22 protein-coding genes are annotated in these 22031 nt (G+C 43.7%); 1 reads left to right on the forward strand and 21 read right to left on the reverse strand.

Annotation, left to right across the window (positions count from 1 at the left end):
* Positions 1–68: 68 nt before the first annotated feature.
* From CJP46_RS07865 to CJP46_RS07945, 17 genes are all read right to left on the reverse strand, one after another.
* Positions 69–1994 (reverse strand): alkyl/aryl-sulfatase, encoded by a 1926-nt coding sequence (locus CJP46_RS07865; protein ID WP_094594977.1) that lies wholly within the window; start codon positions 1992–1994, stop codon positions 69–71.
* Positions 1995–2795: 801 nt separating this feature from the next.
* Positions 2796–3140, reverse strand: a complete 345-nt coding sequence (locus CJP46_RS07870) for a response regulator (RefSeq protein WP_179281072.1) — start codon at positions 3138–3140, stop codon at positions 2796–2798.
* Between the two features lie 401 nt (positions 3141–3541).
* The gene (locus CJP46_RS07875) at positions 3542–3835 is read right to left on the reverse strand and encodes a redoxin domain-containing protein (protein WP_094594979.1); all 294 of its coding nucleotides are present in this window, start codon (positions 3833–3835) and stop codon (positions 3542–3544) included.
* Positions 3736–4029, reverse strand: coding sequence for a redoxin domain-containing protein (locus CJP46_RS37505; RefSeq protein ID WP_094594980.1), 294 nt, complete (start codon positions 4027–4029; stop codon positions 3736–3738). The genes CJP46_RS07875 and CJP46_RS37505 overlap by 100 nt, the downstream gene beginning before the upstream one ends.
* 60 nt (positions 4030–4089) lie before the next feature.
* Positions 4090–4809, reverse strand: a complete 720-nt coding sequence (locus CJP46_RS07885; protein ID WP_094594981.1) for an ABC transporter ATP-binding protein — start codon at positions 4807–4809, stop codon at positions 4090–4092.
* Positions 4802–5623: an ABC transporter permease gene (locus CJP46_RS07890; protein ID WP_094594982.1), complete on the reverse strand. Its 822-nt coding sequence runs from the start codon at positions 5621–5623 to the stop codon at positions 4802–4804. Before CJP46_RS07890 ends, CJP46_RS07885 begins: the two co-directional genes overlap by 8 nt.
* Positions 5624–5639: 16 nt before the next feature.
* On the reverse strand, positions 5640–6131 hold the full coding sequence (locus CJP46_RS07895) for a nitrous oxide reductase accessory protein NosL (protein WP_094594983.1): 492 nt from the start codon (positions 6129–6131) through the stop codon (positions 5640–5642).
* A complete protein-coding gene (locus CJP46_RS07900) occupies positions 6128–7459 on the reverse strand; it encodes a right-handed parallel beta-helix repeat-containing protein (RefSeq protein WP_179281074.1) in 1332 nt (443 codons plus the stop codon). Before CJP46_RS07900 ends, CJP46_RS07895 begins: the two co-directional genes overlap by 4 nt.
* A 416-nt stretch (positions 7460–7875) precedes the next feature.
* Positions 7876–8658, reverse strand: a complete 783-nt coding sequence (locus CJP46_RS07905; RefSeq protein ID WP_179281075.1) for a cytochrome c oxidase assembly protein — start codon at positions 8656–8658, stop codon at positions 7876–7878.
* Positions 8659–8682: 24 nt separating this feature from the next.
* The gene (locus tag CJP46_RS07910) at positions 8683–9330 is read right to left on the reverse strand and encodes a response regulator (RefSeq protein ID WP_094594986.1); all 648 of its coding nucleotides are present in this window, start codon (positions 9328–9330) and stop codon (positions 8683–8685) included.
* On the reverse strand, positions 9299–10156 hold the full coding sequence (locus CJP46_RS07915; RefSeq protein ID WP_094594987.1) for a sensor histidine kinase: 858 nt from the start codon (positions 10154–10156) through the stop codon (positions 9299–9301). The genes CJP46_RS07910 and CJP46_RS07915 overlap by 32 nt, the downstream gene beginning before the upstream one ends.
* Positions 10157–10786: 630 nt before the next feature.
* Complete coding sequence (locus CJP46_RS07920; protein WP_256992233.1) at positions 10787–11371, reverse strand: SCO family protein; 585 nt, start codon at positions 11369–11371, stop codon at positions 10787–10789.
* Between the two features lie 18 nt (positions 11372–11389).
* Positions 11390–11737: a c-type cytochrome gene (locus CJP46_RS07925; RefSeq protein ID WP_256992234.1), complete on the reverse strand. Its 348-nt coding sequence runs from the start codon at positions 11735–11737 to the stop codon at positions 11390–11392.
* 45 nt (positions 11738–11782) lie between these two features.
* Positions 11783–12259 (reverse strand): FixH family protein, encoded by a 477-nt coding sequence (locus CJP46_RS07930; protein WP_179281076.1) that lies wholly within the window; start codon positions 12257–12259, stop codon positions 11783–11785.
* Positions 12256–12585 carry a hypothetical protein gene (locus CJP46_RS07935; RefSeq protein WP_094594990.1) on the reverse strand — a complete coding sequence of 110 codons (330 nt, stop codon included), beginning with the start codon at positions 12583–12585 and terminating at the stop codon, positions 12256–12258. Before CJP46_RS07935 ends, CJP46_RS07930 begins: the two co-directional genes overlap by 4 nt.
* A gap of 54 nt (positions 12586–12639) precedes the next feature.
* Positions 12640–13632 carry a FecCD family ABC transporter permease gene (locus CJP46_RS07940; RefSeq protein ID WP_218831023.1) on the reverse strand — a complete coding sequence of 331 codons (993 nt, stop codon included), beginning with the start codon at positions 13630–13632 and terminating at the stop codon, positions 12640–12642.
* Positions 13632–14633, reverse strand: a complete 1002-nt coding sequence (locus CJP46_RS07945; protein WP_179281077.1) for an ABC transporter substrate-binding protein — start codon at positions 14631–14633, stop codon at positions 13632–13634. The genes CJP46_RS07940 and CJP46_RS07945 overlap by 1 nt, the downstream gene beginning before the upstream one ends.
* Before the next feature lie 506 nt (positions 14634–15139).
* Here CJP46_RS07945 and CJP46_RS07950 point away from each other — a divergent pair.
* Positions 15140–16510 carry a PepSY-associated TM helix domain-containing protein gene (locus CJP46_RS07950; RefSeq protein ID WP_094594992.1) on the forward strand — a complete coding sequence of 457 codons (1371 nt, stop codon included), beginning with the start codon at positions 15140–15142 and terminating at the stop codon, positions 16508–16510.
* A 109-nt stretch (positions 16511–16619) separates the two neighbouring features.
* On the opposite strand, the gene CJP46_RS07955 is transcribed toward CJP46_RS07950, so the two are convergent.
* From CJP46_RS07955 to CJP46_RS07970, 4 genes are all read right to left on the reverse strand, one after another.
* The gene (locus tag CJP46_RS07955) at positions 16620–17942 is read right to left on the reverse strand and encodes a PepSY-associated TM helix domain-containing protein (RefSeq protein WP_094594993.1); all 1323 of its coding nucleotides are present in this window, start codon (positions 17940–17942) and stop codon (positions 16620–16622) included.
* A 34-nt stretch (positions 17943–17976) separates the two neighbouring features.
* Positions 17977–18588: a hypothetical protein gene (locus CJP46_RS07960; protein WP_094594994.1), complete on the reverse strand. Its 612-nt coding sequence runs from the start codon at positions 18586–18588 to the stop codon at positions 17977–17979.
* 539 nt (positions 18589–19127) lie between these two features.
* Complete coding sequence (locus CJP46_RS07965; protein ID WP_094594995.1) at positions 19128–21005, reverse strand: heparinase II/III domain-containing protein; 1878 nt, start codon at positions 21003–21005, stop codon at positions 19128–19130.
* 339 nt (positions 21006–21344) lie between these two features.
* The gene (locus tag CJP46_RS07970; protein ID WP_094594996.1) at positions 21345–21851 is read right to left on the reverse strand and encodes a P-loop NTPase family protein; all 507 of its coding nucleotides are present in this window, start codon (positions 21849–21851) and stop codon (positions 21345–21347) included.
* Positions 21852–22031: the final 180 nt, after the last annotated feature.

The raw sequence follows: 22031 nt of genomic DNA on the forward strand, positions 1-22031 counted from the left end.
TTCAAGGAGTCTGAGTTTATGTAGGCAATGCCATAAGCTACGAGCCGGCAGCAGAGACCTGCTCATTCTTAAGGGGTCATAATATTAAAATTAGGGTTAATTTTATCAATGGCTTCTAGGAATGAGTCCCATTTGTGTTTGTCTCCCTGAATAAGGATAATGGAGTTACCAAAACGGTTGTTTGTCGTAACAAGCTCATATAATTGATCTTTCCACATTGTGACTGTGACTGCTGCACCACCTATTACTTCACTCTTTAAGTATCTGAAGATTCCGCGTTTGACTTCAGTTGAAGCCTTTTCCTTTCGGTCAGGAATTACGAAGTTAATTTTGAAGTCGAAATTCCCTGCCTTAATACCATTAATTCTAATACTAAATAAATATAAGATGTTTTCAAGAGGGATAACATCCAACACCTCTTTTGTTATCGTTGAAATGGGAATAGGTGTTTTTCCGAAGCGGAGCTCTTGAGCTCCAGTTAAATATTCATTTCTCCATGGGCCTGATTCAGATATATACCCTAATTGTTCTAATGCATCGGCACATAACAGCTTAGCCGCTTCGTTGTTTGGATTTGAAAAAATCACATGTTTGGTTACTTCTGCTACCCATTGATATTCACCATCATGGAAAGATTTTTTTGCTTTTTTTAGAACCGCATCCTCACCGCCCATAAATTCTATGTATTTTTTTGCGGATTCTTCAGGGAGTAGTTTATTTAAATCAACTGGATTACCATTATACCATCCCATATATTTTTGATAGACGGCCTTTGAGTTGTGATTGACCGTTCCATAAAAGGAGCTATTATACCATTCGTCGCTTAGGCATTCAGGCAATGTTACCATTCTGCCGACCTCTTCTAACGTGTAACCAAGATTGATCAATCGCAAGGTTTGGTCATTGATATATTGATACACATCTCTTTGTTTTTCCATATAGTCAATACAATTTTCCGTACCAAAACGCGGCCAGTTATGAACACCGAATACACTGGTTATGCGATCGCCAAATAAATCGATTGCTTGTTGTAAATAGGCAGCCCAGGCAACAGGATCCCTTACTTGAGCTCCTCTTAAAGTATAAATATTATGGAGTGTTGCCGTACAATTCTCAGCAATACATAATGACTTCTCGATGGGAAAATACAAATTCATTTCTGCAGGTGCTTCTGTGCCTGGAGTCAGTTGAAATTGGATTTCCACACCGTCAATCACTTTTTCAACATATGGCAGGTGACTGTTGTTCGAAATTTCTTGTACATCGCGTATTAATGTCACTGTCCCTTTGGATAAGGTTTTACCAATGCCATCATCTATCTGACCTTTGTTATCATTAGGTAAGGGTTCCCCGTACATAAAAACACTGCGTCGAGACATGGCTACACCTGTAGTCACATTTTCTTGAATCACGGATTTCATAAATTTATTTGGTGCATAGACGTTCACTGTGCTTTCTGACGGGAGGATTCCTAATACGCCTCCGTAATGATCCACATGTGAATGAGTAAAAATAATCGCACTGATTTGAAAGCTTCCAAAATGCTCTTTTAATAATTCTAGAGCAGCAGCTGCCGTTTCTTGAGAAGTCAAACAATCAATGACAATCCAGCCGGTTTTTCCTCTAACGACAGACATGTTTGCCAGGTCAAATCCTCTCACTTGGTAAATATTCTCTGTTACCTTAAACAATCCAGAATGAAGATTTAACTTTCCCTGTTCCCATAGCTTTGGGTGAACGGTCTCTGGGATTTGTTCTTGTAATAAAAAAGAATATCTAGTTAAATCCCAAACCGTCTTTGAGGTGTTTTTTCGGTAGATGACAGGTAAAGGAACTTGAACCAGCATATTCTGACTAGCCAGTTTTTGTTCTGCTTTTAATTTTGCCCAATTCATTTGTTGATAAATGCTGTTATTGATTAAACTAGTTTTGCTGGTCGCTTCTTTTCTTGTGTTATTGAGATCCATTTCACGAGTATACGAGTAAAAGGCCATTTTAGTACCTCCGTTAATTGGTACTATAATATATGATTTGTGCAAATAATAAATGTTATTTCAAAACGTGCCTCACTGGATATACATTTTCAATGAATCAATTCAAATGTTTAACTGCCCCCTTTTAATCAGTACCCACTCTATTTTGGAGTTTTTTCAACATTTTTGTTGTCTAGGTTAGATCTCTTCCTTTAAGCCGGATAACCGCGCTTCATTTACATACAGATTTATTGAATATTGAGAAGGAGGATATCCACCAATAATTTAGAAAACGGGTTCTGGGCATTTTAAAAAAGTAGTATCATTGTAATCTCCTGCATCTGCTTTCGAACAATTAAACTCAATTCTAATGACGAGAACGGATGAGTCTCTCCTTAAGCGGCTCTTTTTTTGTAAAGCATTAACGAACCCTCACTGTCACGGAGTCTGAACATATAACTTCTCCATTACGTTTCAACCGACAGATCATCTGATGTGTCCCTGGTTCATTCTAAGAAGGTTTGCGAAATAAATGGCACCAGTCTTACTTTGGAAGGGATCTCTTTAAGGACAATAAAGTCCAGAAAAAAATTAGAGTCGATTTAGATAAGATGGACAATTCAGGCTATAAGGTAACCCGTGTTTCAAAAATTCCAGAAAGCACTAATGCGGACTAAGTATCATCACCCTTCCTATTTTCGAAATCAGAAACAAAAAATAACCAACTCCGTTGAGTTGGCTATTTTTTATTCCATTTTCCGAATGGATTGGCTTATGTAAGGCTGGGGAGAACCGAGAATCTTTCCCACTCGCTTTGTGGTCTCATGAAATCAACGAATCAATGCATTGTTTAATTCGGTGGAAACTAATGGGCTTTTCAATAAAATCCGCAAACCCCAGACAACGTGTCTTTTGGCTTGGATCTGTTGAGACCGCAATGATATGTGGCGGGTTAACTAAGGAGGAAACAATCTCTTCAGCTGCTGAAATCCCATCCATGAATGGCATATAAATATCCATAAAAATGAGCTGATAGGATTTCGATCTCGTCGCTGAAACGGCTTCTAACCCATTGGTCGCAGTGTCTGCAGAATAACCAAGTTTCTGTAAGGTTCGAACCAATACGGTACGATTGATTTCATGATCATCCACCACTAATACATTCATTGAGAACATCCTTTCAGAAGCCGAGAAGAGAATCATTAGTCCATTAAAAGCACAAACGATTTTACCATGTAAAGGCTGCAAATTAAAAGCTAACATTTTAATTTACCCATTTAAATAGCATGCGAAACCCAAACCCCAAAGAAAAGCGATTCTTTTTTGAATGATACTTGGGTAAACCGTGGCCATGAGCCCGCGTGGCCGCCAACATCAATTAGTCAGCAGCCCGTTCATGTTAAAGACAAGAATTAATCCCGTCACGAATAGCGGCATGAGATCGCAAGTTCTAACCATGTATCCGCTTTGTAAACACACGATGACTATGGCGTTTTCATTATACCAGCAGCAAAAAAGCCGCCGTTACGGCGACCTTTCTCGGGTGTGTTTGTCTATAAATTCGGTTGTCATTTTGCTTCATGAATCCACCTAAGCAACAAATCCATTTCGGAAATTTCTCCTGTTATGACTCTGGATACATTGCCGCTCGGATCAATAATAAAGGTTGTTGGCAATGCTGAAACTTTATATACTCCCGTTACTTTTCCCGCCGCATCGATAATGACCGGGAAATTAAATTGTTGTTCTTCTAAGAATGAGTTCACAGTGCCTTTGGATTCTCCCACATTAAAGTAAACCGTCTCACCTGGTGATCTGACAGCTGATCCGCCCTTTGTAGCAGCGGCATTTCCTTCACACATGCCGGACACCAGGAAGCCCACATATTCATGACAACAGTTTTCCCTTTGTAGTCAGAGAGCCGGATTTTTCTTCCGGATGTGTCGGTCGCCTCGAAATTGGGCGCTGCCTGTCCGATCTTTATTTTTTCAGATTCATTTGTGGATTCAAATGGGTGATTAATTACCAGAGTCCATATAACGACTACAACAGCCATCAATCCAATGATCACGGTTAACAGACGACTATACGACTTATAACTTTTTTATTATCTGCTTCACCATGAGGGTAACAGACCCAGACTATGATGAAATGCGCTGTGGATCGACCCATAGGTGTCGCGCAGTTCGGAAGCTGACCCTTCCCCCACATTTTGGCCCTTGTTTAAAAATAGAATATGATCTGCTACACTGTCGGCGATATCGAGCTGATGCGTGGAAAATACGACGCTGTGGCCTTCCTCGCGAATCTGCTGCAGCAGATTCGCGAGTTGAATCATCCAGTAAGGGTCCAGACCGTTTGTAGGCTCGTCCATAATAATCAGAGGTGGCTTGGCCAATAAGGCCTGAGCAAACAATAAACGCTGGCGCATTCCTTTAGAAAACGTGGTGACTTTCTTCTTTCGATGTTCGATTAAGCCAACGGTCTCCAAAACCTCAAGAACCCTTACCTTGGATACTCTTTTAAGCGCGGCCCAAAATGCTAAGGTCTCCTCAGCCGTTAATCCTTGATTAAATTGGTAGTCATCCGGCATATATCCGATTTGCTGGGAATAAAGCTTCCGATTTTGCTGCCATTGCACTTGGTTCACGAAAATTTCGCCCGATGTTGGCTGCATAATTCCACACAGCATACGGAGAACTGTGCTTTTTCCGGCGCCGTTCCCTCCGCATAGGGCCAGAATATTCCCTTTTCGAATTCGGAACGAAATATTGTCGACAATGACCTGCTTTTTAATCACTTTATAAACGCCATTAACCTGAACAATCTCATCCATTTTTCCGCCCTCTTTCCCAAATCCAGTAGACCACAGTGAGGAAAAGTACAATCCAGATGGTGCAGACCCCGATAAATATCCAGACGCCGGCTGGTTTCTGTATCCAACTGATCCATTGATAATAATCTGGACCCAAAATGGATCCGCCTCCAAGCTTGATCACGACGAACAGCCGGGTTAATTCGGCTGGATTTATAAGCGTCAATACGATAAGAAAAGGCTTGATCCATAGGTAAGGAACAAAGCCTAACACAGCCAACAAAATCGTTGGCCAACCGATGACGGTAAAAAACCAAAGCGACACGGAAATGGTTAGGGCTTGCCAGCGATTTTTGGAACAGGCGCCAATACATAAAGCAAGCACCAAATACAGCATTACAAGTCCGATGGAAAAGGCAAGGAACAATAAGAACGTAGTCGCACTAAAACCGGTTCCAACCCAGCCACTGACCATGCCCATGAGTCCGTAGCCAAAGATCACGATCGTTAATAATACGGCGATCAAGCCCAAGTACTTTCCAATCATAAAAGACAGGGTTGAGAGTGGATAGGTGGACAGGATTTGCCAGTTCCCTTCTTCCTTTTCGGAAGTGAGCGAAAAAGACCCCAGAAAAAGCGTCATTAGTGGCAGTAGATATAGAATTAGGCTTAACATTGAGCCCGTAATCCCTGAATATCCTTCTACAAAATTTTGCGCATTGATGAGGACCAAACTCAAACTAAATACGCTGAACAGGGTCAAGAAGGAATAAGACCAAGGATTCCGGAAGCCCATAACCATTTCTCTTCGTGCAACAAAAAATGCATCTCTCATCGTCTATACTCTCCAACTAGTGATCTGAGCTTCCCGCCATATCCATCATGTCCATGCTTTGTTTCCAATCATGTTCTGCAAGTTCTTCCGGGCTTAAGATCTTACCGACGCCTTGTTCAGAGATGAATGCGTCGGCCGATTTTTTATCTTTGAAGCTAATAACCCCATATGCCATTGGTGTGCGGATGGAGGCATCATACACATAGGTGGCCTTTTTAAATTCAATCCATTCTTTATCGTTGTAATCACGAACAAATTCCATCCCGATATTCTCCACGCCGTTCTCCTTTTCCCACGTGTTCATGCAGCCAATGTCATCAAATTTATAATTTTTTCCATCCTTCATAACAATCTGTGTTGCAAAAGCATCATCCTTCACCTGCATTTTGCAAACAGCGCAAATATCGACATCCTCATTGATGGGTATAGCCTGATATTTTTTCTCAGTACAGGCTGATAACCATATGATGCAAACGACAAGCATCAGCATCGCGGATAATTTTTTCATCTTCGTATCCTCCCAAAGTAGACAATTGTGAATGTTGCCAAGATAAACAACACTGGACTGATGCGTGAAACGATCCGGTTCGACTCGGATGGATGAGGTTCATTTCGAGCAACCTCGGTCATGTTCATTAAAGGTGAATGATCTGTAGCCCATTGGCTTCTCCCATAAGTAAACATACTGCTCAAAAATGTCATGCCCGGTGACTGAAAGAATAGCTGGTAGGCAGAATTTACGGAGACAACTCCCTGATAAAACGGGTTGATTGCATATGGAATATCGCTGGCCCCGTCTTTCGTTAGGTCAATGCCTTGAAACGAGTCCCAATAGTTTTCGTCCATTTGATTGTTCTTGCTGTCCTTGGCCGATGCCTCAATGACGTTCGTTAAAAAATGGTTGCGCCGGATCCCATTCTCCGTTGCGTTGATCATCTGTATCCCAATAAAATTTCGGGATAAAGTATTATCTTCAATTTCGTTTTCCGTCGCGTTCTCCATGTAAATCCCAACGCGATTCTCTGCGACCTGGTTTTTACTCACGTATGTCGATCGCACATCATACAAGAAAATACCTTGTGAATACACATTTCCGCTTTGCATGCGAAAAGAATTATTCGTGATATTGGAGTTGGTAACAACCATAACCATTGCTCCGGTAAAATTGGATTGACCGACATTCCCGGTAACTTGCGAGTCACCGATGTACATACAGTGGACTCCATAACGGGAGAAGGATATTTCGTTTCCTTTTACCGTTTCATTCCTCCCTTTCTCCATATAAATTCCGTCCCTTACATAAGAAATCACATTATTAATCACTTGGATGCTGTGGGAATTGTACAGATCAATCCCGTTTCCTTTACTTTCAGGATGAGCTGCATCGGATTTTATCCAGGAGATGCGGTTATTCTGAATCACACTTTGGTTTGAATCACGTAGCATGATTCCATATCCACGCGTATGTATGGATGTATTTTTAATCGTGACATGATTCGATCCGATCAGAATCCCGGCAGACTCCCCGCTACCTTGGTGTTCAATCTGAATTCCTTGCAAGACAACCCCGTCCGATTGTATCGAAACTGCAGGTTCCTGACTGTCGTTGATTAATGTTACGCCCTCGCCTTGGAGAGTGATTCGTTTATTGATGCTGATTGGGCCTTGATAAGTTCCCGGAGGAAGAACCACAGTTTGATTAGAATCCGATCGATTGATAATTTCTTGAAGCTCTACTTCTGGATTGACTGGGTCTGCATTTCCCACATTACGGTCAAAAAACACAGAAACCAAGATCATCAACGCCAATACAATTCTTTTCATTATTCGTTCCATCCTCCCCCCTCCCAGCTCCATTATTGAATTTTTCTCCACAGCAACCCTATTGTACTGAAGTGTGAAACGGTTCCAAATAGCCCCTTATGGCTATTGTCTATCTGAAGTTGTGTCAAATTTGTGTTCCAACATAAGAACCGTCCATCGACCATGACTATGCCTGAGTCGCTCCTTTTGTTGATTTATTCCGCCATCGCCCGTCTTCGCCGTGCGACATCAATGGTATAGCAGGATATGCAATGCACCGAAACAGTAGTTCTCCCGCTTCGACCGTATTTTCCTCAGTGACCGCTTTCACTTTGAAGAATTTGACGGTCGATAAGAAGCACGCCACAAGGCTTGGGACGTGCATTTAATTATCGGCTTCAACAGGGCTTTGATTTATGATGATAACCTTTCTGCCTGTAGAACACGCTTCAGACGCTTCGGGTCACCCGGATCGCAAGGTTGAACGAAAGCTGCTGCGCCACCATAAGCAGCACCCCTCCAGAAGCGGACTTGCTGACGATACCGTATTGGATTGCCCCGACGGGTTTGGATATACATAAAATGAATTGTGGATGGCTATATGCCACTGCACTTGAACCGGCCATGACCATACATATGGGAAACAGCAGTATGCTTCCTAAAACCAGCAGTTTCTTTCGATTGTTCCACAGCCGCCCGAAACGCTCTGCCCGAAAGAAGTATTCCCACATGAGCCAGGCACTTGCTAGCAAACCAATATGAACCATAAAACGTAGAATAACTATTTTTAATAGCACGTTGAATACAATGGGCAGCAGCAATACGGACAAAAGCAAAAAGAAAACCAGTTCTGCAAACAGTCCATACCTGTCGTTTCGCAGCACCCGACATCCTCCCGGCAGCCGGGAGAGCAATGCATTCCGAATCCAAACCGGCAGGCCTGCAAGGAACAAGGGAATCATGCATAGATATCGAATGCAGAGCTGTAACACGTAAAAATCGATCGATTCCTTGGCTAGCACGGACAAAAAACCGCCGTAGCCGAAATAAAAACATACTAAACCGGCATAAAATAAAGCTTGTCTATTCCAAGGAATCGCGACGAAAACGCCTTCACGACCGGGCTGAATATTGCCTGCTTTGGCATATAACAAAGCAATACCTGCAGCGACGACCAACAGCTCCGGCGTCAAAACAGCATGCCAACCATACAGTTCTACCAACAAAAACACAAGCATCTTCCTTTCACACGTTCACTACCGTCCGCCCATCCATCCCTGCTCATATGCATATCGCGCCAGTTGAACCCTGTTTTCGAGATGGAGTTTTTGAAGGATATTTTTCAAATGGTTTTTTACGGTATGCTCCGAAATTTCCAGTTGGCTCGAAATCTCTCTATTGCTTAGGCCCTTGGCAACAAGCCCCAATATTTCCCGCTCCCGCGCGGTCAGCGGACTCATCTGATCATCTTCGGTGCCCATGGGGGAAAGCTCCTTCAATATGCGAAAAGCCAGCTCGCGCGTCATCGGCGCTTCATCAACAGCGATCGCTCTCAAATACTCATGCCATGCCTCCGGTTTCAGATTTTTCAGTAAATAGCCTTGGGCGCCTTTCTTGAGCGCGTCGAAGAGATGGGCGATATCGTCCGACACGGTGACCATCACCACCTTGACATAAGGATATTTTTCCTTCAGGCGTTTGGTCGCTTCCAGTCCTCCCATTCCCGGCATTTGGATGTCCATCAAGATCAGATCGGGCATCCATATCTCGCTGAGTTTCAGCGCCTCTTCCCCGCTGCTCCCTTCAGCCACCACCTCGAAGGCCGGATCGTCTTCTAAAATCATTCGGATGCCTTCCCGGGCCATCTCACTATCATCGATGATCATTACGCGGAATGTAGACATGTTGCTTATCCTCCTTTACGATCGTAACCCACGTTTCGTTCTCTTTTCGTTCAATGCGCAGCAGCCAGGCCATCTGAACGGCCCGATCCCGCATCATTTTAAGTCCGTAACGGTTTTTCCCGGCCGCAGCCCGTGGTTCGAAACCTTTTCCGTTATCCGTAATTCGGCATAGCCAACCCAATTTCGTCGCCATCGCCTGGACGCGAACCCGCGTTGCATCGGCATGTTTATGGATGTTGAGCAGCGCCTCGCGCATAATCGCCAGCAATTCCACTTTTTCCTTGGGACTAAGCAGTTGTTCGGGTAGATCCCACTGTATTTCAAATTCCAATGCGGTTTCCCGGTGCAGCTCGTCCATGAGGCTTTCCATCCCTTGCAGCCACGGGTTCCGGTCCACGTCCGCCGCAAGCCGCAAATTCGCAATGGCTTGTCTTACATAATCGTTCGTGCGGTGCACGCTCTCTTTCAATTTATCTAATGACAGCTCTTCCGCCTGTTTCATCTGTTCCATTCGTGAAACTTGCGCGTTTAAAAAAAACAGCGACTGCGCGATACCGTCGTGCAATTCTCTGGCGATCTTTTCCCTTTCCTCCAGTACCGCCTTCTCGGCTTTCGCATGATTTAATTCTTCCTGATTTTGTTCAATGATCGTAAACAGCTGCGTCAAGAATAGAACTGTAACCATTAACACCAGTAGAGGCGCAAGCCAATTGCCAAACTCCATGGATATATAGGGAAGCAGAAACTCATGCCGAACGTACTCCCAAATTCCAATGGTTAGCGTGGGAATCGTCAGGATCAGCCATTTGATTTGCTTATATGTCAACCTTAAAGTCTCCTTCCAAGTACAGTCCGTATCCTTTATTTTATCCCGAAGCTATTCGAACAGATATGACTCCAAATGGCTATAAGCAGTAGATTTACGATCGAGTTTTTGTCAAATACATGAAATTTACGGTGTTTCTCACCGTTGCAACTACGGAATGTGCACGATTTTCTCGAAGGTCATCAACTCCAGTCGGCCAGATGAAGGCGTGGAACAAAATCATTCCCGTCTGTGCCATATGTGCTCGTTTCTGCCAGTCGCATCAACTTGACAAGCAGTATCGTAAACTCTCCGGTTGAATCCGGATGTATGTGCTCATGTCCGGACGCCTTTCTTCCCTCCGCCATGGTAGAATATAGCAGACGGGATCCCCCTAGCAAGCTGTTACATCGTCTTATGGCGCAATAGTAGAATAAGCCCGTACGCTGTAAAACGTGACGGTCAGTTTGGGCGTGGAGAGTCACGATGGTTGCCAACGTAAAAACACCTCCAAGGTTATATCCATACCTTACGACATGGTTGGATTCTCTTGAAGGTGTTTTGATTTGTACAACCTCATAATTGTCTGTTATATCACTCTACTTGATATGGATCATAATCCACTTGCAATTACGTTGAGGATCTTCACAGTCATGAACGTTCTAAGGCTTTGATGTCTTTTTTGATTTTATCGTAAGGAGGTTCCTGGCCATCGTAGAAGGAAACTACGGTTCCCGTTTGGTCAACTAGAAAGAAAGAAGTGCCATGGATCACTTGATCCGAAGCCGTATCCTTCTGTATCGCCATCTTGAAATTACTACGGGCAAAGGTTTGGATGTCATCGAATGAATATCCCGTAAGTCCTTGCCAGTTTGTGAGGTCATCACTGAACTTACTGATATAGGTTTTGATTGCATCGGGATTATCATTCTCGGGGTCGACTGAAAACGAAACCAGCTCAGCCTTAATTCCGGCGTTTTTCAATTCTTGTTGAAGATCCGACATATTGGCGGTTAACATGGGGCAGACGGTAGTACAGTGCGTGAAAATAAAATCAGCCACCCAAACCTTGCCCTTTAAATCCGAAATGTCTTTGCGATTCCCTTCCTGATCGATATATTGAAACGATTCAAGTTTAATATTGAGCTTGTGCGGTTTACCATCCCCGCAAGCGGTGACGAGCAGGACGCAAACAAGAAACACTGCCAAAAACAAGCCATTTCTGGTCTTAACCAAGGTCATCCCCTCCTTTCTTTACTTCTTGTCAGCCAACCAGGATCCGAGTGCCTCAATGTCCTGCTCAGATAACCGATTCTTAAATGATGGCATTCCGCTTCGTCCTAGGGTGATTCTCTCCATGATCTCTTCCTTGGAGAGCTTGGACCCGATTTCTTTCAAGCTCGGGCCGACCTTGCCGCTTAAATCAGCAGCATGGCAAGACAAACAATTTTTCTTATATAGCATATCTGCCGTGGTTACATCTGAATCTGTCTCGACTGCAGCCGTGTTCGTTTGGTTCTGCCGGCTCGAATTGCCTCCGCATGCGGCCAACATGAAAACGGTGATGATAGAAACAGCAAATAACGACAATCTCATTTTCATCGTTCTTCCTCCTTTTTCCTAGAATGATCGGCTGGGTGAGAAACATCAATGTTCATGTGTGCTCTGATTCGGATCAGCATTCGCCTGTGCTATCTCTTTCTCTGAAACGTTACCTACAACCAGCTGCCTGCGCGGCATGTTATGCATACCGCGGGCTGACACGTGTGCGATAACATAATAAATGCCTTCTGACGGAAACTCTTTTTCAATGCTGTATACACCTTCACCCTGATGCTTACCTTTAAGCGTCTCGTGATTTTTATCGCCCCACTTCCATACCTCGAATTCTACCTCTTTGGCATCGTTGACTGCGTCCACTCCCTGTGAGACGTTCGCGTTTATCGTAACAGGCTGATTCAGTACGATTTTATCTGGGCTAGTTTTGATGTTTACGTTAATAATGTCCTGGAATAGGCCTTGTCCGGATTCCTTGTCATATGCTATATCTGAACATGCAGACATTATGAACAGACCGATAGTTACAATCACTACAGATACTGCTTTTTGCAACTTACTCTTCACCAATCCCATGCCCCTTTCTTTGCTCCGATTTTTTCCAAGAGTATCTGAAATAACGTCTCCTTCATGCCAGCTAGCGACTCTTCAGTACAAGTCGAGTCCGGCTTGTATTGCAGTTTTTCAGCACGAGAAAGCTTTGATTCCGTTAAATTGTTCGTCACTTTTGCCGAATTAAAGCAAGGCGGTGTAATGACCCATTGCAACGAATGATCCAAAATCACCCTTGTATTCCCGGGGGGTTGAACGGTCACCCGGATGAAAAGCAAGAATAAAACTGTCAGCACGAAAAAAATGCTGATTGCTGAAATGACTTTTACTTGAGCTGACATGAATCACCTTCCCCCTAAAACAAGAAATCACTTACTTGAAATCGGAAAGGGGACCTACCTTTTCGATCGCAGTAAATAGAGAAAAAATGGAGCCCCAATAGCCCCCATGATAATGCCAACAGGAAGTTCCACCGGTGAAAAAAGCATTCGCGATATCAGATCGGAGGTTTCAAGCACAACGATCCCCAGTAAGGCGCTGCATGGCAATAACCAACGATAATCATTTCCGATCATTAACCTTGCAAGGTGAGGGATGATCAGACCTACGAAACCTAGAAGTCCAGCGACGCTGACTGCTGCGGCTGCCAACAGTGAGGCCAACGTAAGCAGAAAGACTCTTACCCATTCCAGCCTAAGTCCAAGGGAAATGGCGGTGGCTTCTCCGAGGAGCATGATGTTGATCCAGCGTCCGCACAGGCAGGCCGCTATAGCTCCAGGAAGAATATATGGCCATAAAACTTCGACGTGTGGCCAGCTTTTGGCGGACAGACTCCCAACCATAAATGACAAAGCCCCTTCTACTCGATCACTATAAAATGTTAACAATGCCGAGATACCCGAATTCAAAAATGCGGACACGGCTACACCGGACAAGATCAACCGCACTGGAACCATACCATTCTTCCAGCCCAGCATATATATGATCAGGGCAGCAATGACAGCTCCCGCAAAAGCAGCGGGTACTAGCAGGTGGCCGTATTCGGGTAATGCCAATAGGATACCAATGCCGGCAACCCCTGCCCCTGAAGATATGCCAATCACATGCGGGTCCGCCATTGGATTCTGCAGCACACCTTGAAGAATCGTCCCCGATAAGGCAAGTCCCATTCCAACCAGAGCTGCAATCAATACCCGTGGCAGGCGGATATTCCATATAATCGAGTAAGCATCCACATCTTTATGTCCCGTAAGGATGGATATCATATCCATCGGATTGACTTTCACCGCCCCAATGCTAAGACTGGCTGTTAAAGTCAGTAGAGCCATCATAAGCAGGGTCAGAAGCCATGCGCTTCGCTTCTTCAATAGCTGGTTCGTACTTCGCATTAATTCCCTGCTTCCACTTTAGGGTATACAAGTTTTTTCATGTATTTGAGAGAATCAGCAATTTGGATTCCAGGACTGGTAACAAACATGGAGGGTGGAAGAATGTGAAGGTCACCGGATTTCACAGCCTTCAGAGACGACCATGCCGGGTTACTCTCAAGCTGCTGTTGTATCATCCGCTGCCCATCCTCGTTCGAGCCATGAACAACAATGAATAGATAGTCGGGATCCAGTTCGGCCAGCTTTTCCATGCTAAAGGGTACTGAACTAGGCATCTTTCCTGACGGAAGCGATTCAGCAACATTTTTCATTTTCAACAAACCTGCAATGTCCAGGGCGATGCTCGATTGTCTTTGCAGTGAGATATTGTTCGCCATCAGCGTAATGATTGCGTATTTAGGCTCATCTGAAGGCAGGGATTGGGTTAATGATTGAAGCTGTGCATCCATGTTATCAACAGCGAGATTGGCATCCTGCTCCTTATCCAAAATTTTTCCCCATAGCTGTGCATTTTCCCGAATGTCGGCTATCGATTTGATGGTCAAAATAGCAAAAGGGATTCCGGCGTCGGTAAAAGTGTCTATCAGGTTTTGATGGAATAGCGGCTGTCCAATCACCAAATCTGGTTTCAGCTTCATAATTTGCTCCATGTTCACACTGTTTATGGCTCCGACTTGCTGGACATTTTCCGCATTCTCCGGGATATCGATGCCTGGAGAAGTTGCAATGCCCACGGCTTCTCCGCCTAGTTGATAGAAAAGTTCTGTAATTTCATTGTTAAGGATGACGATTCGCTCCGGCTTGTTCTCTAATGTAACGCTCCTACCGCTGTTATCTTCAAAAGTAAGAAAGTGTTTATTCGTTTTATTGCTATCGTGTAAATCAGTTGTATCAGTGCCGCTACTTACTTGCTGCGATGGGGCGGCTGGCGAATTTCCGCACCCCGCCATAATCAGCAGCCCTAGGATCAAAGTCCATGTCAACCCATATTTCCATGCCATACAAACCAACCTCTTCTCTTGCATTTTTTATTCCATGCTCTCATGACAGCTTGTTCATTGTTCTCGCTCCTTTCTTTAATGGATACTATATGACAGTCGGAGGAGGATCGAACAGACTCGATCGAGCTATAGAATCGAAAAAAAATGAACACCCTGCATCAGAACCGCCTTCGAAAGATGGAGCATAGTCGAGGACAGAAAAGCATACTTTTACCTTCTTTATACCTGTTTTATCGTAATAATCCCTCAGCGGTCATTTATGTTTGTCTCCCTTGTAAAACTTGATAGCTTTAATTACAAAATACAAGAAAAGTTCACAACATTATGAAAGTAATAGCCCTTATGAGTTATTGGCGTATTGTTCGACCCAGGTATAATTAATATCGTTAAAAAATCCAGATCCGAATGGACAAGTAAAGAAATATCCGAAAAAGGAGTAGCTTTTAGGAAAAAATTGGCCAAAAGTGGCATAACGCAACATTTTAAAAACGGAGGCTTGCTTACGAATGAATAAAAATAAGTATAATCGGTTTTGGCGGTGGCACTTTTATGCCGCGTTATTTATTACTCCCTTGCTTATTACATTAACTTTAAGCGGAATCGGGTATTTGTTTTATCCAAATGTTGAGAATAAAACATACGACCATTTATTTTTCGGGGACGGTGCTCAGACGGAACAGCTCACGATTGACGAAGGAATTGAAAAAGCATCGCTGCAATATAAGGATTACTCTGTCTCAAAGGTGATTATTTTAGATGATCCTTACAATGCACGATTGACGATGACAAATGAACAAGGCGACCAAAAGTATGTTTTTTTAGATAAACATTATCAAATCGTTGGTAGTCAGAATGCAGCTCATACTTTTTCGAATGTCATGAGGAATCTTCATAGTTCGCTCTTTGTAGGTGGAACCGTCGTTAACTATTTGGTTGAGCTGGCAGCTTGTTGGGCAATTTTCCTATTGGTTTCCGGAATTTATATGACATTCAAGGGAAATGCATTGAAGAAACAGAATAAATCAACAAACCGGCAAAAAAACTTGAAATGGCATGCATTAGTAGGAACCATCATTACGATTCCAATGGTTATCATTATTTTTACCGGCTTGCCTTGGTCCGCATTTATGGGTAACTTTATTTACTCGGCAGCTCAAAAATATCCGGCGATCGGAACTCCCACATTGGCAAAACAAGCACCTACATCGGATATGAATGAAATTCCGTGGGCGACCCGTAAAAATGAGGCCCCCACTTCAACCGAGTCTCATGCTGGTCATGCGGGACATGGAAACATGGCGAATATGAATATGGAAGACATGTCAATGAACAGCAATAGGATCACCCTCCAGCAATTGATGAGCGAGGTCGATAAAAATCATATTTCCAAACCGTACTCGATCATTTACCCAACGAGCCAGGATGGAGTGTATACAGTATCTAAAGGAAGTAATACGGGAGTAACCGGCTTAGATGTTAGCCCATACGAGGAAATAACCTCCTATTTTGACCAATATAACGGTCAGTTCATATCCAAGGTTGGTTTTGAGGATTATGGCATTTTAGCAAAATGGTTTACATGGGGGATCCCGCTGCATGAAGGCCATTTGTTTGGCTGGCCCAATAAACTGTTGAATTTGGCGGTTTGCCTTGCTTTCTTGTTTGTTATTTTTTGGGGATATAAAACGTGGCTTGCTCGTAAAAAAAAGAACTATATTTCTGCTCCTCCATCAGTCAAAATATCGGCCGGGTTTATTGCATTCATGGTGATATTAGGTTTAATAATGCCTCTTTTCGGAATCTCATTCATTATTGTCGCGATGATTGAAGTCATCATTACCCTTTCTAATAAAACAAAGGAGAGCATTTCAAGCTGATTATTTAACTCTGACCGGAGCCTGGCGCGGGATGTGGAAGGTTCAAGACCATTTATCCGTTTGCTTGGGCTCATTTATGAACATCTCGGTCTTTTAAGTCTTACCAAGCTTATCCGGCAATCACTTGATCACGGGTTCGTATGATATACAATAGAGCTTCAAGGATAAGGATAACGATTAAGGAGATCCCGAATAAAGGCATCAGGAAACCCATAACAGCCATCATGATTCCAACCCATATCATTTCCTTGCCGGCTCGCTGCTTCGGAGGTGCAGCCCACCTTCCCTTCGGTTTTCGGGACAGCCACATCCGTAATCCCCAGAAAACCAAGGCCAGCAAAGATAAGACGGTCAACAGGCAGAGAATCTGGTTTGTAATACCGAACAAATGCCCCTCATGCAGTGGGATGCCGTAAGTTACCCATTTCGCTAAAACGCCGTAATCATGGAAATCAATTTTGGATATCAGCTCGCCTGTATACTGATTAAAATAGGCTGTAATAACCTGAGAAGGTCTTACGTCCATGCCTGTTATTCCTGAACTGGATGATTTAGATATCGTGTACACTCCCGTTTCATCCGCGGGTAATTTCATGACATAAGGGCGAGAGATATTCCTTTTTTGAACAGCCGTCTCCATCTGCTCAATCGTTAATGACGTTCCTTCGACTTTGGTTTCCGGCGGATTTTCACCCTGGGTTCCCCAAGGCAGGTCCTCTACATCTGATTTAGGCGGGTTTACATAAAGCGCCGGGTACCCGAGTGAATAATGCTCTCTCGCGAAATTGCCGATCTCTTTTCCCATCAATGCCGACCAGGGCAGCCCCGAGAACACAAGCAATAAGATCGGTATCGAAAAAATCATGCCAATCCAAATATGGCGTTTCTTCTGAACTTGCCTCACTTGCGCCGTTCCGTTCTTCTTTTTTGAGCGAAAAGACATGATCACACCCGTAACTACCAGGAAAACTGCCCAGCAGGCAGCTAGTTCAACAAGATGGTTGACGATGGTTCCTCCGATCAGCAGAGAACTGTGGAAATTTCGCGTAATATTTGAAAAATGATTGTTGGCATCTATGCTGCCCACCATATGGTTGGTTTGGTCCAAGTACACATACTTTTCATTTCCTGTTGCTTCATTCGAGATGGAGAATCTGTGGTTTCGCTCGCTGGCTTCCTCGTAATAACTGATTTTCGTGACTTGATACCCTTCAAAAGCATTCTCAATATCGTTAACTGCCTGGTCAGTAGTTATTTTTTCGGTATGACCGCTGTTTCCGAAGTACATATGCTTATACATGGAATCTTCTATGGGCTCTTTAAATAAATAAGCAATTCCGCTCAGAGATAATGTTATCAGTAATGGCGTGATACAGATTGCCGCATAAAAGTGCCATCTCCAAAATGACAGATGTAAACGTTGATTTTTCATTAGAATCCTCCAGATAGGGATGAACTGTTTTTAACTACATCGGTGTCAAATGGCTTTCCTCTTTTGACAAGTCGGCAGAGCTTAGTTCTTTCTTTAAAGACTGGTATAAAAACATGATGATGACAAGAAATAAAGCAGTGGTAAAAAGAACCGTCAGCACTTGTTCCTTATCACCAACCATGACCCCTGTCATCGCCCCCATCATTCCTCCCATGATGCCGGAGAGCATTCCATCCATGGCTGCAATCCAGCTATGGGAACTCCCGGCGAAAAGGCCAGCAAGGATGCCTACAACCACAGATATCCACGTCGAATAAAACATAGAATGGGTCCATACGCCGCATACCGTTCCGAATACCAGGCTGGCCATCATGGCTACCACCATGGCTCCCATCATGGCCGACATTTTGGACAAAACCAATGAGCTTGCTCTTAAGCGAACTACAAGGAATAATGAGACAATCGTCACGGTAATCAGTGAAAGCACGTATACTGCCACTATCGTTGTTGAGTAGCTGTTTTTCACCGCTGTTGCAGCGCTATGGTCGTGCTCGGCGGCTATTGCAGAGAGTGGCGTTCCCACTGCACTAACCAATATTAGAATACAAATAAAAACAGACGTAAGAAAAAAGCCTTTTCTTTGCATAATTTCACCCCTTTTTCAGAAATGTCGTTCCTTCAAATCCCTATTCTTAAACATCATATTCTGGATGGTATCCACTCATAATGACTCGAAAGGGCTATATGACACTCGAATTTAAGGCAAATGGCTTTTTTACTTCAGTTTCTGCTTCTTGTACTTTCTGACTCCCCTGCTCTTCGACTTCTCTGATCCGTCGATAAAAAGTCGCCCTCTTCATTTCGATCTGTCGTATAGCCTTGGCCGCAGTTATCATCAGTCGTATAACTTGGCAGCAGGACTGGCCTCAGGTGCTACCTCTTACCTTCCTACTCGATATTGATAAATCTACGGCTAACGATATATGTTCTTGTCGTCGGGTTTTGACAAGAACATATATCGTTAAAACACAAAAAGCCGCTGTTTCGCGGCTTTTAAGCGTGTATGTTCTTGTCGTCTTACAGCTGCCTTCAATCTTCATCGAGCTATCGTTTCCTTTAACTCCCGTTTATAAAATTCAATATTCAAATTAACATGCTAAATCTAATCTCTTCGGCCATTCGCATTCACAAAAGATGGCTAATCCTGATAATACACTCACCCTGAGCGACAGGTTTAATAATTGTAAGCTTAATCCGATATAAAGCATCTCCCCACATATCCCGCATGATCTTATCCTCGAGTGAGGTTTTCTCTATTGAGCTGGCATACCTGCTGCTGTCATATTGTATTTCTACCCTATTGTGATGATCATCCTGCAGGATAAGACTTCCATTCCCCTGTACTTTAGGTGGGTAAGGCGTAATTAGAATTTGTATTATGTCGTCAGTCACTTGGTTTACCAGAAATTGGTCATTGATTTCAATATACGGGGACAACTCACGATTGAAGCTTATGGTCCTTACCCAGCTCCTGATTCCAGCGGAATCGGGATAAGCTCCTGCGATGTTCATGGATAAAGATGCTGCCTCATTCTCAAGGCGGTAATCAACATCTTTAGCTCGAAATTGTCTTCCATCCTGTTGCTGAGTTCCATTGATTATGGGCAGATTGTGATATCCAGATTGCATCGCCCAAAGGGTATACCGCTCAGAAAAGAATGTTTTGGATGTATAGGTCAATAATCCAGGATCTATGATCATGGGGGAACCATTACAATAAACAATGAAATGTCCAATGTCATTGTGATTATGGCTTTCACCGTTATGCCCGCCTTTAGCGGCGAGGAATAGCCCGTTAGGCGAATCCTCTTGTTCCCTGGCTACCATGAGGTGAATTCCGTCAAGCCATGCATCCCGGATATAAGGAGATTCTCCGGAATATTGCTCTACTTCCGCATAGTTGAACAAAGCCGGCAGCAGGCGAAACATAGGTGAAAACTCCAGGCATGTTGCTTCTTCCCGCTTCATTCTCTGTACCTTGGCTCCAAGTTCACTTAACCTCGCATCTCCAATACGACGGCCATATCGATACGTAAGTTCGGCGGGGATATGTACTTGTGCCGGGCTGTCAGCAAAGTTGACAAAATACGAATCATCAATATAAGCTTTGTAAATATAACGGCCTATTTGCCTGATCTGGGGTTCATGATACACATTGATGATGCCTTCTGAAGCGCAGTACAGCAGTTCCAGACAGTCAAAAATCGTTCCTCCGGCATACATCCAATACTTCGGGCCTTCCTCGCAGCCGCCATCTGCATGAAGCTTATAAATATATTGGTCCAAACTTCTCATTGCCTTGATCACCGCGGCTTCTCGCCGATTTGGATCGTTTTCCAAAAGTATAAAGGCCTGTAAGCAGTTTGAATTACACCATGAATTCCAATTGTTTAACATGTTCTCTTGGTTCAAACCCATCCACCAAAAATCATTCCGCTGCAAATACGGCTCGAGAATTCTCCTGTTTACTTCCAAATATATGCGCTCACATACCATAGCACTGATTTCGTCCAGCTTTGTCTTCAGCAAATAATGAGTCCATGCGAGCAGTGCAGCAGTCTCGGCCGAGAACAATTCAATAATCTGATCCGATACGTCCGGAAGCGAATCCTGCCTCCTCATCATATAGCTGTGAGCAGGAATCCCCCAAAAGGTTTCTTCGCATATGCACCATATTCCATTAATGATATCGATCAGAAAACGCCCCTGATTCTCAATACATTCCGCTATGACTAGATGCGCCAGAACCTCTCTTCTATTCCATGAGGCGGTATCATAATCAACACGATTCCCCGTTCTGCTGTAGTCCATATATTGAGTGGCAGTTATCGTCGGCCAGGAATAATGCAGCTTGCTCACGCCTTTACCAATCCAATACGATCTGAGGTTTGATGGCAGTTGATTCCATTGGTTACGATCCTCAATTGTAGGAAACGGTTTGTAATTTTCCTGTTGAAGCAAGCACGTTGTAAGGTTGTCATTAATATATCGTTCTGCTAGCATTGGACGTCAGCCTCTTTCAATGTATGAATGATAAGCCCGTTACATTATTTTAATATGTTAATGAATAATTGTTAAATAAACCTAATCTTTGTGTACATGGGATGAACGATGAATTCCCATATCCGAAACCTTCGGCACAAGCTGGAAGACGATCCTGCCCGTCCCTGATACATTCAAACAATGCTTCGTTTTCTTGTTCAAATGGGATATAAAAAATCACCTTCTCTTGTTCAACTAACCTGTCCGTTAACTTAACGACGGCAGCCGATAATTTTGTCCGGCTGCCGTCGTATCATGATTGAGCTATTGCCTCCCGTTAGCTAAACAAGAAAAAGCAAGTCACATCAATTGAAGTTCAAGAAGATCTAAATTATCGCGAACGAGGATCGTTTTGTCTTTATAGTCCCATTGGCCGATCAAGTTAGGAAGCTTCGTCAAATTGTAATCTTTATTCCATGCCAACAAGTCGTGGATGCCTTCGAGCGTCTCGCGCTTCTTGTTTGGGACGATACCCGCAATACGCTCTTCATAACGCTTCCAGATTCGTTCCTCCTGAACGGACAACGGCGTCAACAGTACGACGATTTTGTCTGCAGCAGCAAAACTTGGCTCTACCCACGACCTGAATACGCCTTCTACGATCCACGAATCGAAACCGATGATTTCTCTGAGTCGGCGGTCGCGCTCATCCTCCGGTGCCTTTACACCATATTTATTCGATTTATGATCCCAGAAAATATCGTCTAGGTCGTAATGGGGGATCCGAAGCTTATCGCTCAATAACGCCGCGATATAGGATTTACCGCTACCTGAGCCGCCGATGATATGGATTCGAATAGAAAACACCTCTTTGTTCCAGACTGTATTAACTACCTATGCTGAGAGTACTTCGTCGTGTTGTTTAAACTATCCTGCCCGTTAGCTTAACGAAAAAAGGAGTAAGTGCCACAGGCAAATTGCTCCTTTATTGAACTAATGTTTCCCGTTAGTTGTCATCAGCTGTTCCGTGATGCAGGTCGGATCCTT

Origin of the sequence: Paenibacillus sp. XY044 (assembly GCF_002257645.1) — a bacterium.
GTDB lineage: Bacteria > Bacillota > Bacilli > Paenibacillales > Paenibacillaceae > Paenibacillus_AQ.

What these genes read in the sequence shown, in the direction of transcription:
- CJP46_RS07950 (WP_094594992.1), top strand. Translation starts at nt 15,140, where the DNA reads ATGAATAAAAATAAGTATAATCGGTTTTGGCGGTGGCACTTTTATGCC.
- CJP46_RS07945 (WP_179281077.1), bottom strand. Translation starts at nt 14,633, where the DNA reads ATGGCATGGAAATATGGGTTGACATGGACTTTGATCCTAGGGCTGCTG.
- CJP46_RS07955 (WP_094594993.1), bottom strand. Translation starts at nt 17,942, where the DNA reads ATGAAAAATCAACGTTTACATCTGTCATTTTGGAGATGGCACTTTTAT.
- CJP46_RS07870 (WP_179281072.1), bottom strand. Translation starts at nt 3,140, where the DNA reads ATGAATGTATTAGTGGTGGATGATCATGAAATCAATCGTACCGTATTG.
- CJP46_RS37505 (WP_094594980.1), bottom strand. Translation starts at nt 4,029, where the DNA reads ATGGCTGTTGTAGTCGTTATATGGACTCTGGTAATTAATCACCCATTT.
- CJP46_RS07895 (WP_094594983.1), bottom strand. Translation starts at nt 6,131, where the DNA reads ATGAAAAAATTATCCGCGATGCTGATGCTTGTCGTTTGCATCATATGG.
- CJP46_RS07910 (WP_094594986.1), bottom strand. Translation starts at nt 9,330, where the DNA reads ATGTCTACATTCCGCGTAATGATCATCGATGATAGTGAGATGGCCCGG.
- CJP46_RS07885 (WP_094594981.1), bottom strand. Translation starts at nt 4,809, where the DNA reads ATGGATGAGATTGTTCAGGTTAATGGCGTTTATAAAGTGATTAAAAAG.
- CJP46_RS07925 (WP_256992234.1), bottom strand. Translation starts at nt 11,737, where the DNA reads ATGAAAATGAGATTGTCGTTATTTGCTGTTTCTATCATCACCGTTTTC.
- CJP46_RS07960 (WP_094594994.1), bottom strand. Translation starts at nt 18,588, where the DNA reads ATGCAAAGAAAAGGCTTTTTTCTTACGTCTGTTTTTATTTGTATTCTA.
- CJP46_RS07875 (WP_094594979.1), bottom strand. Translation starts at nt 3,835, where the DNA reads ATGTGTGAAGGAAATGCCGCTGCTACAAAGGGCGGATCAGCTGTCAGA.
- CJP46_RS07900 (WP_179281074.1), bottom strand. Translation starts at nt 7,459, where the DNA reads ATGGAACGAATAATGAAAAGAATTGTATTGGCGTTGATGATCTTGGTT.
- CJP46_RS07965 (WP_094594995.1), bottom strand. Translation starts at nt 21,005, where the DNA reads ATGCTAGCAGAACGATATATTAATGACAACCTTACAACGTGCTTGCTT.
- CJP46_RS07890 (WP_094594982.1), bottom strand. Translation starts at nt 5,623, where the DNA reads ATGAGAGATGCATTTTTTGTTGCACGAAGAGAAATGGTTATGGGCTTC.
- CJP46_RS07865 (WP_094594977.1), bottom strand. Translation starts at nt 1,994, where the DNA reads ATGGCCTTTTACTCGTATACTCGTGAAATGGATCTCAATAACACAAGA.
- CJP46_RS07935 (WP_094594990.1), bottom strand. Translation starts at nt 12,585, where the DNA reads ATGTCAGCTCAAGTAAAAGTCATTTCAGCAATCAGCATTTTTTTCGTG.
- CJP46_RS07940 (WP_218831023.1), bottom strand. Translation starts at nt 13,632, where the DNA reads ATGCGAAGTACGAACCAGCTATTGAAGAAGCGAAGCGCATGGCTTCTG.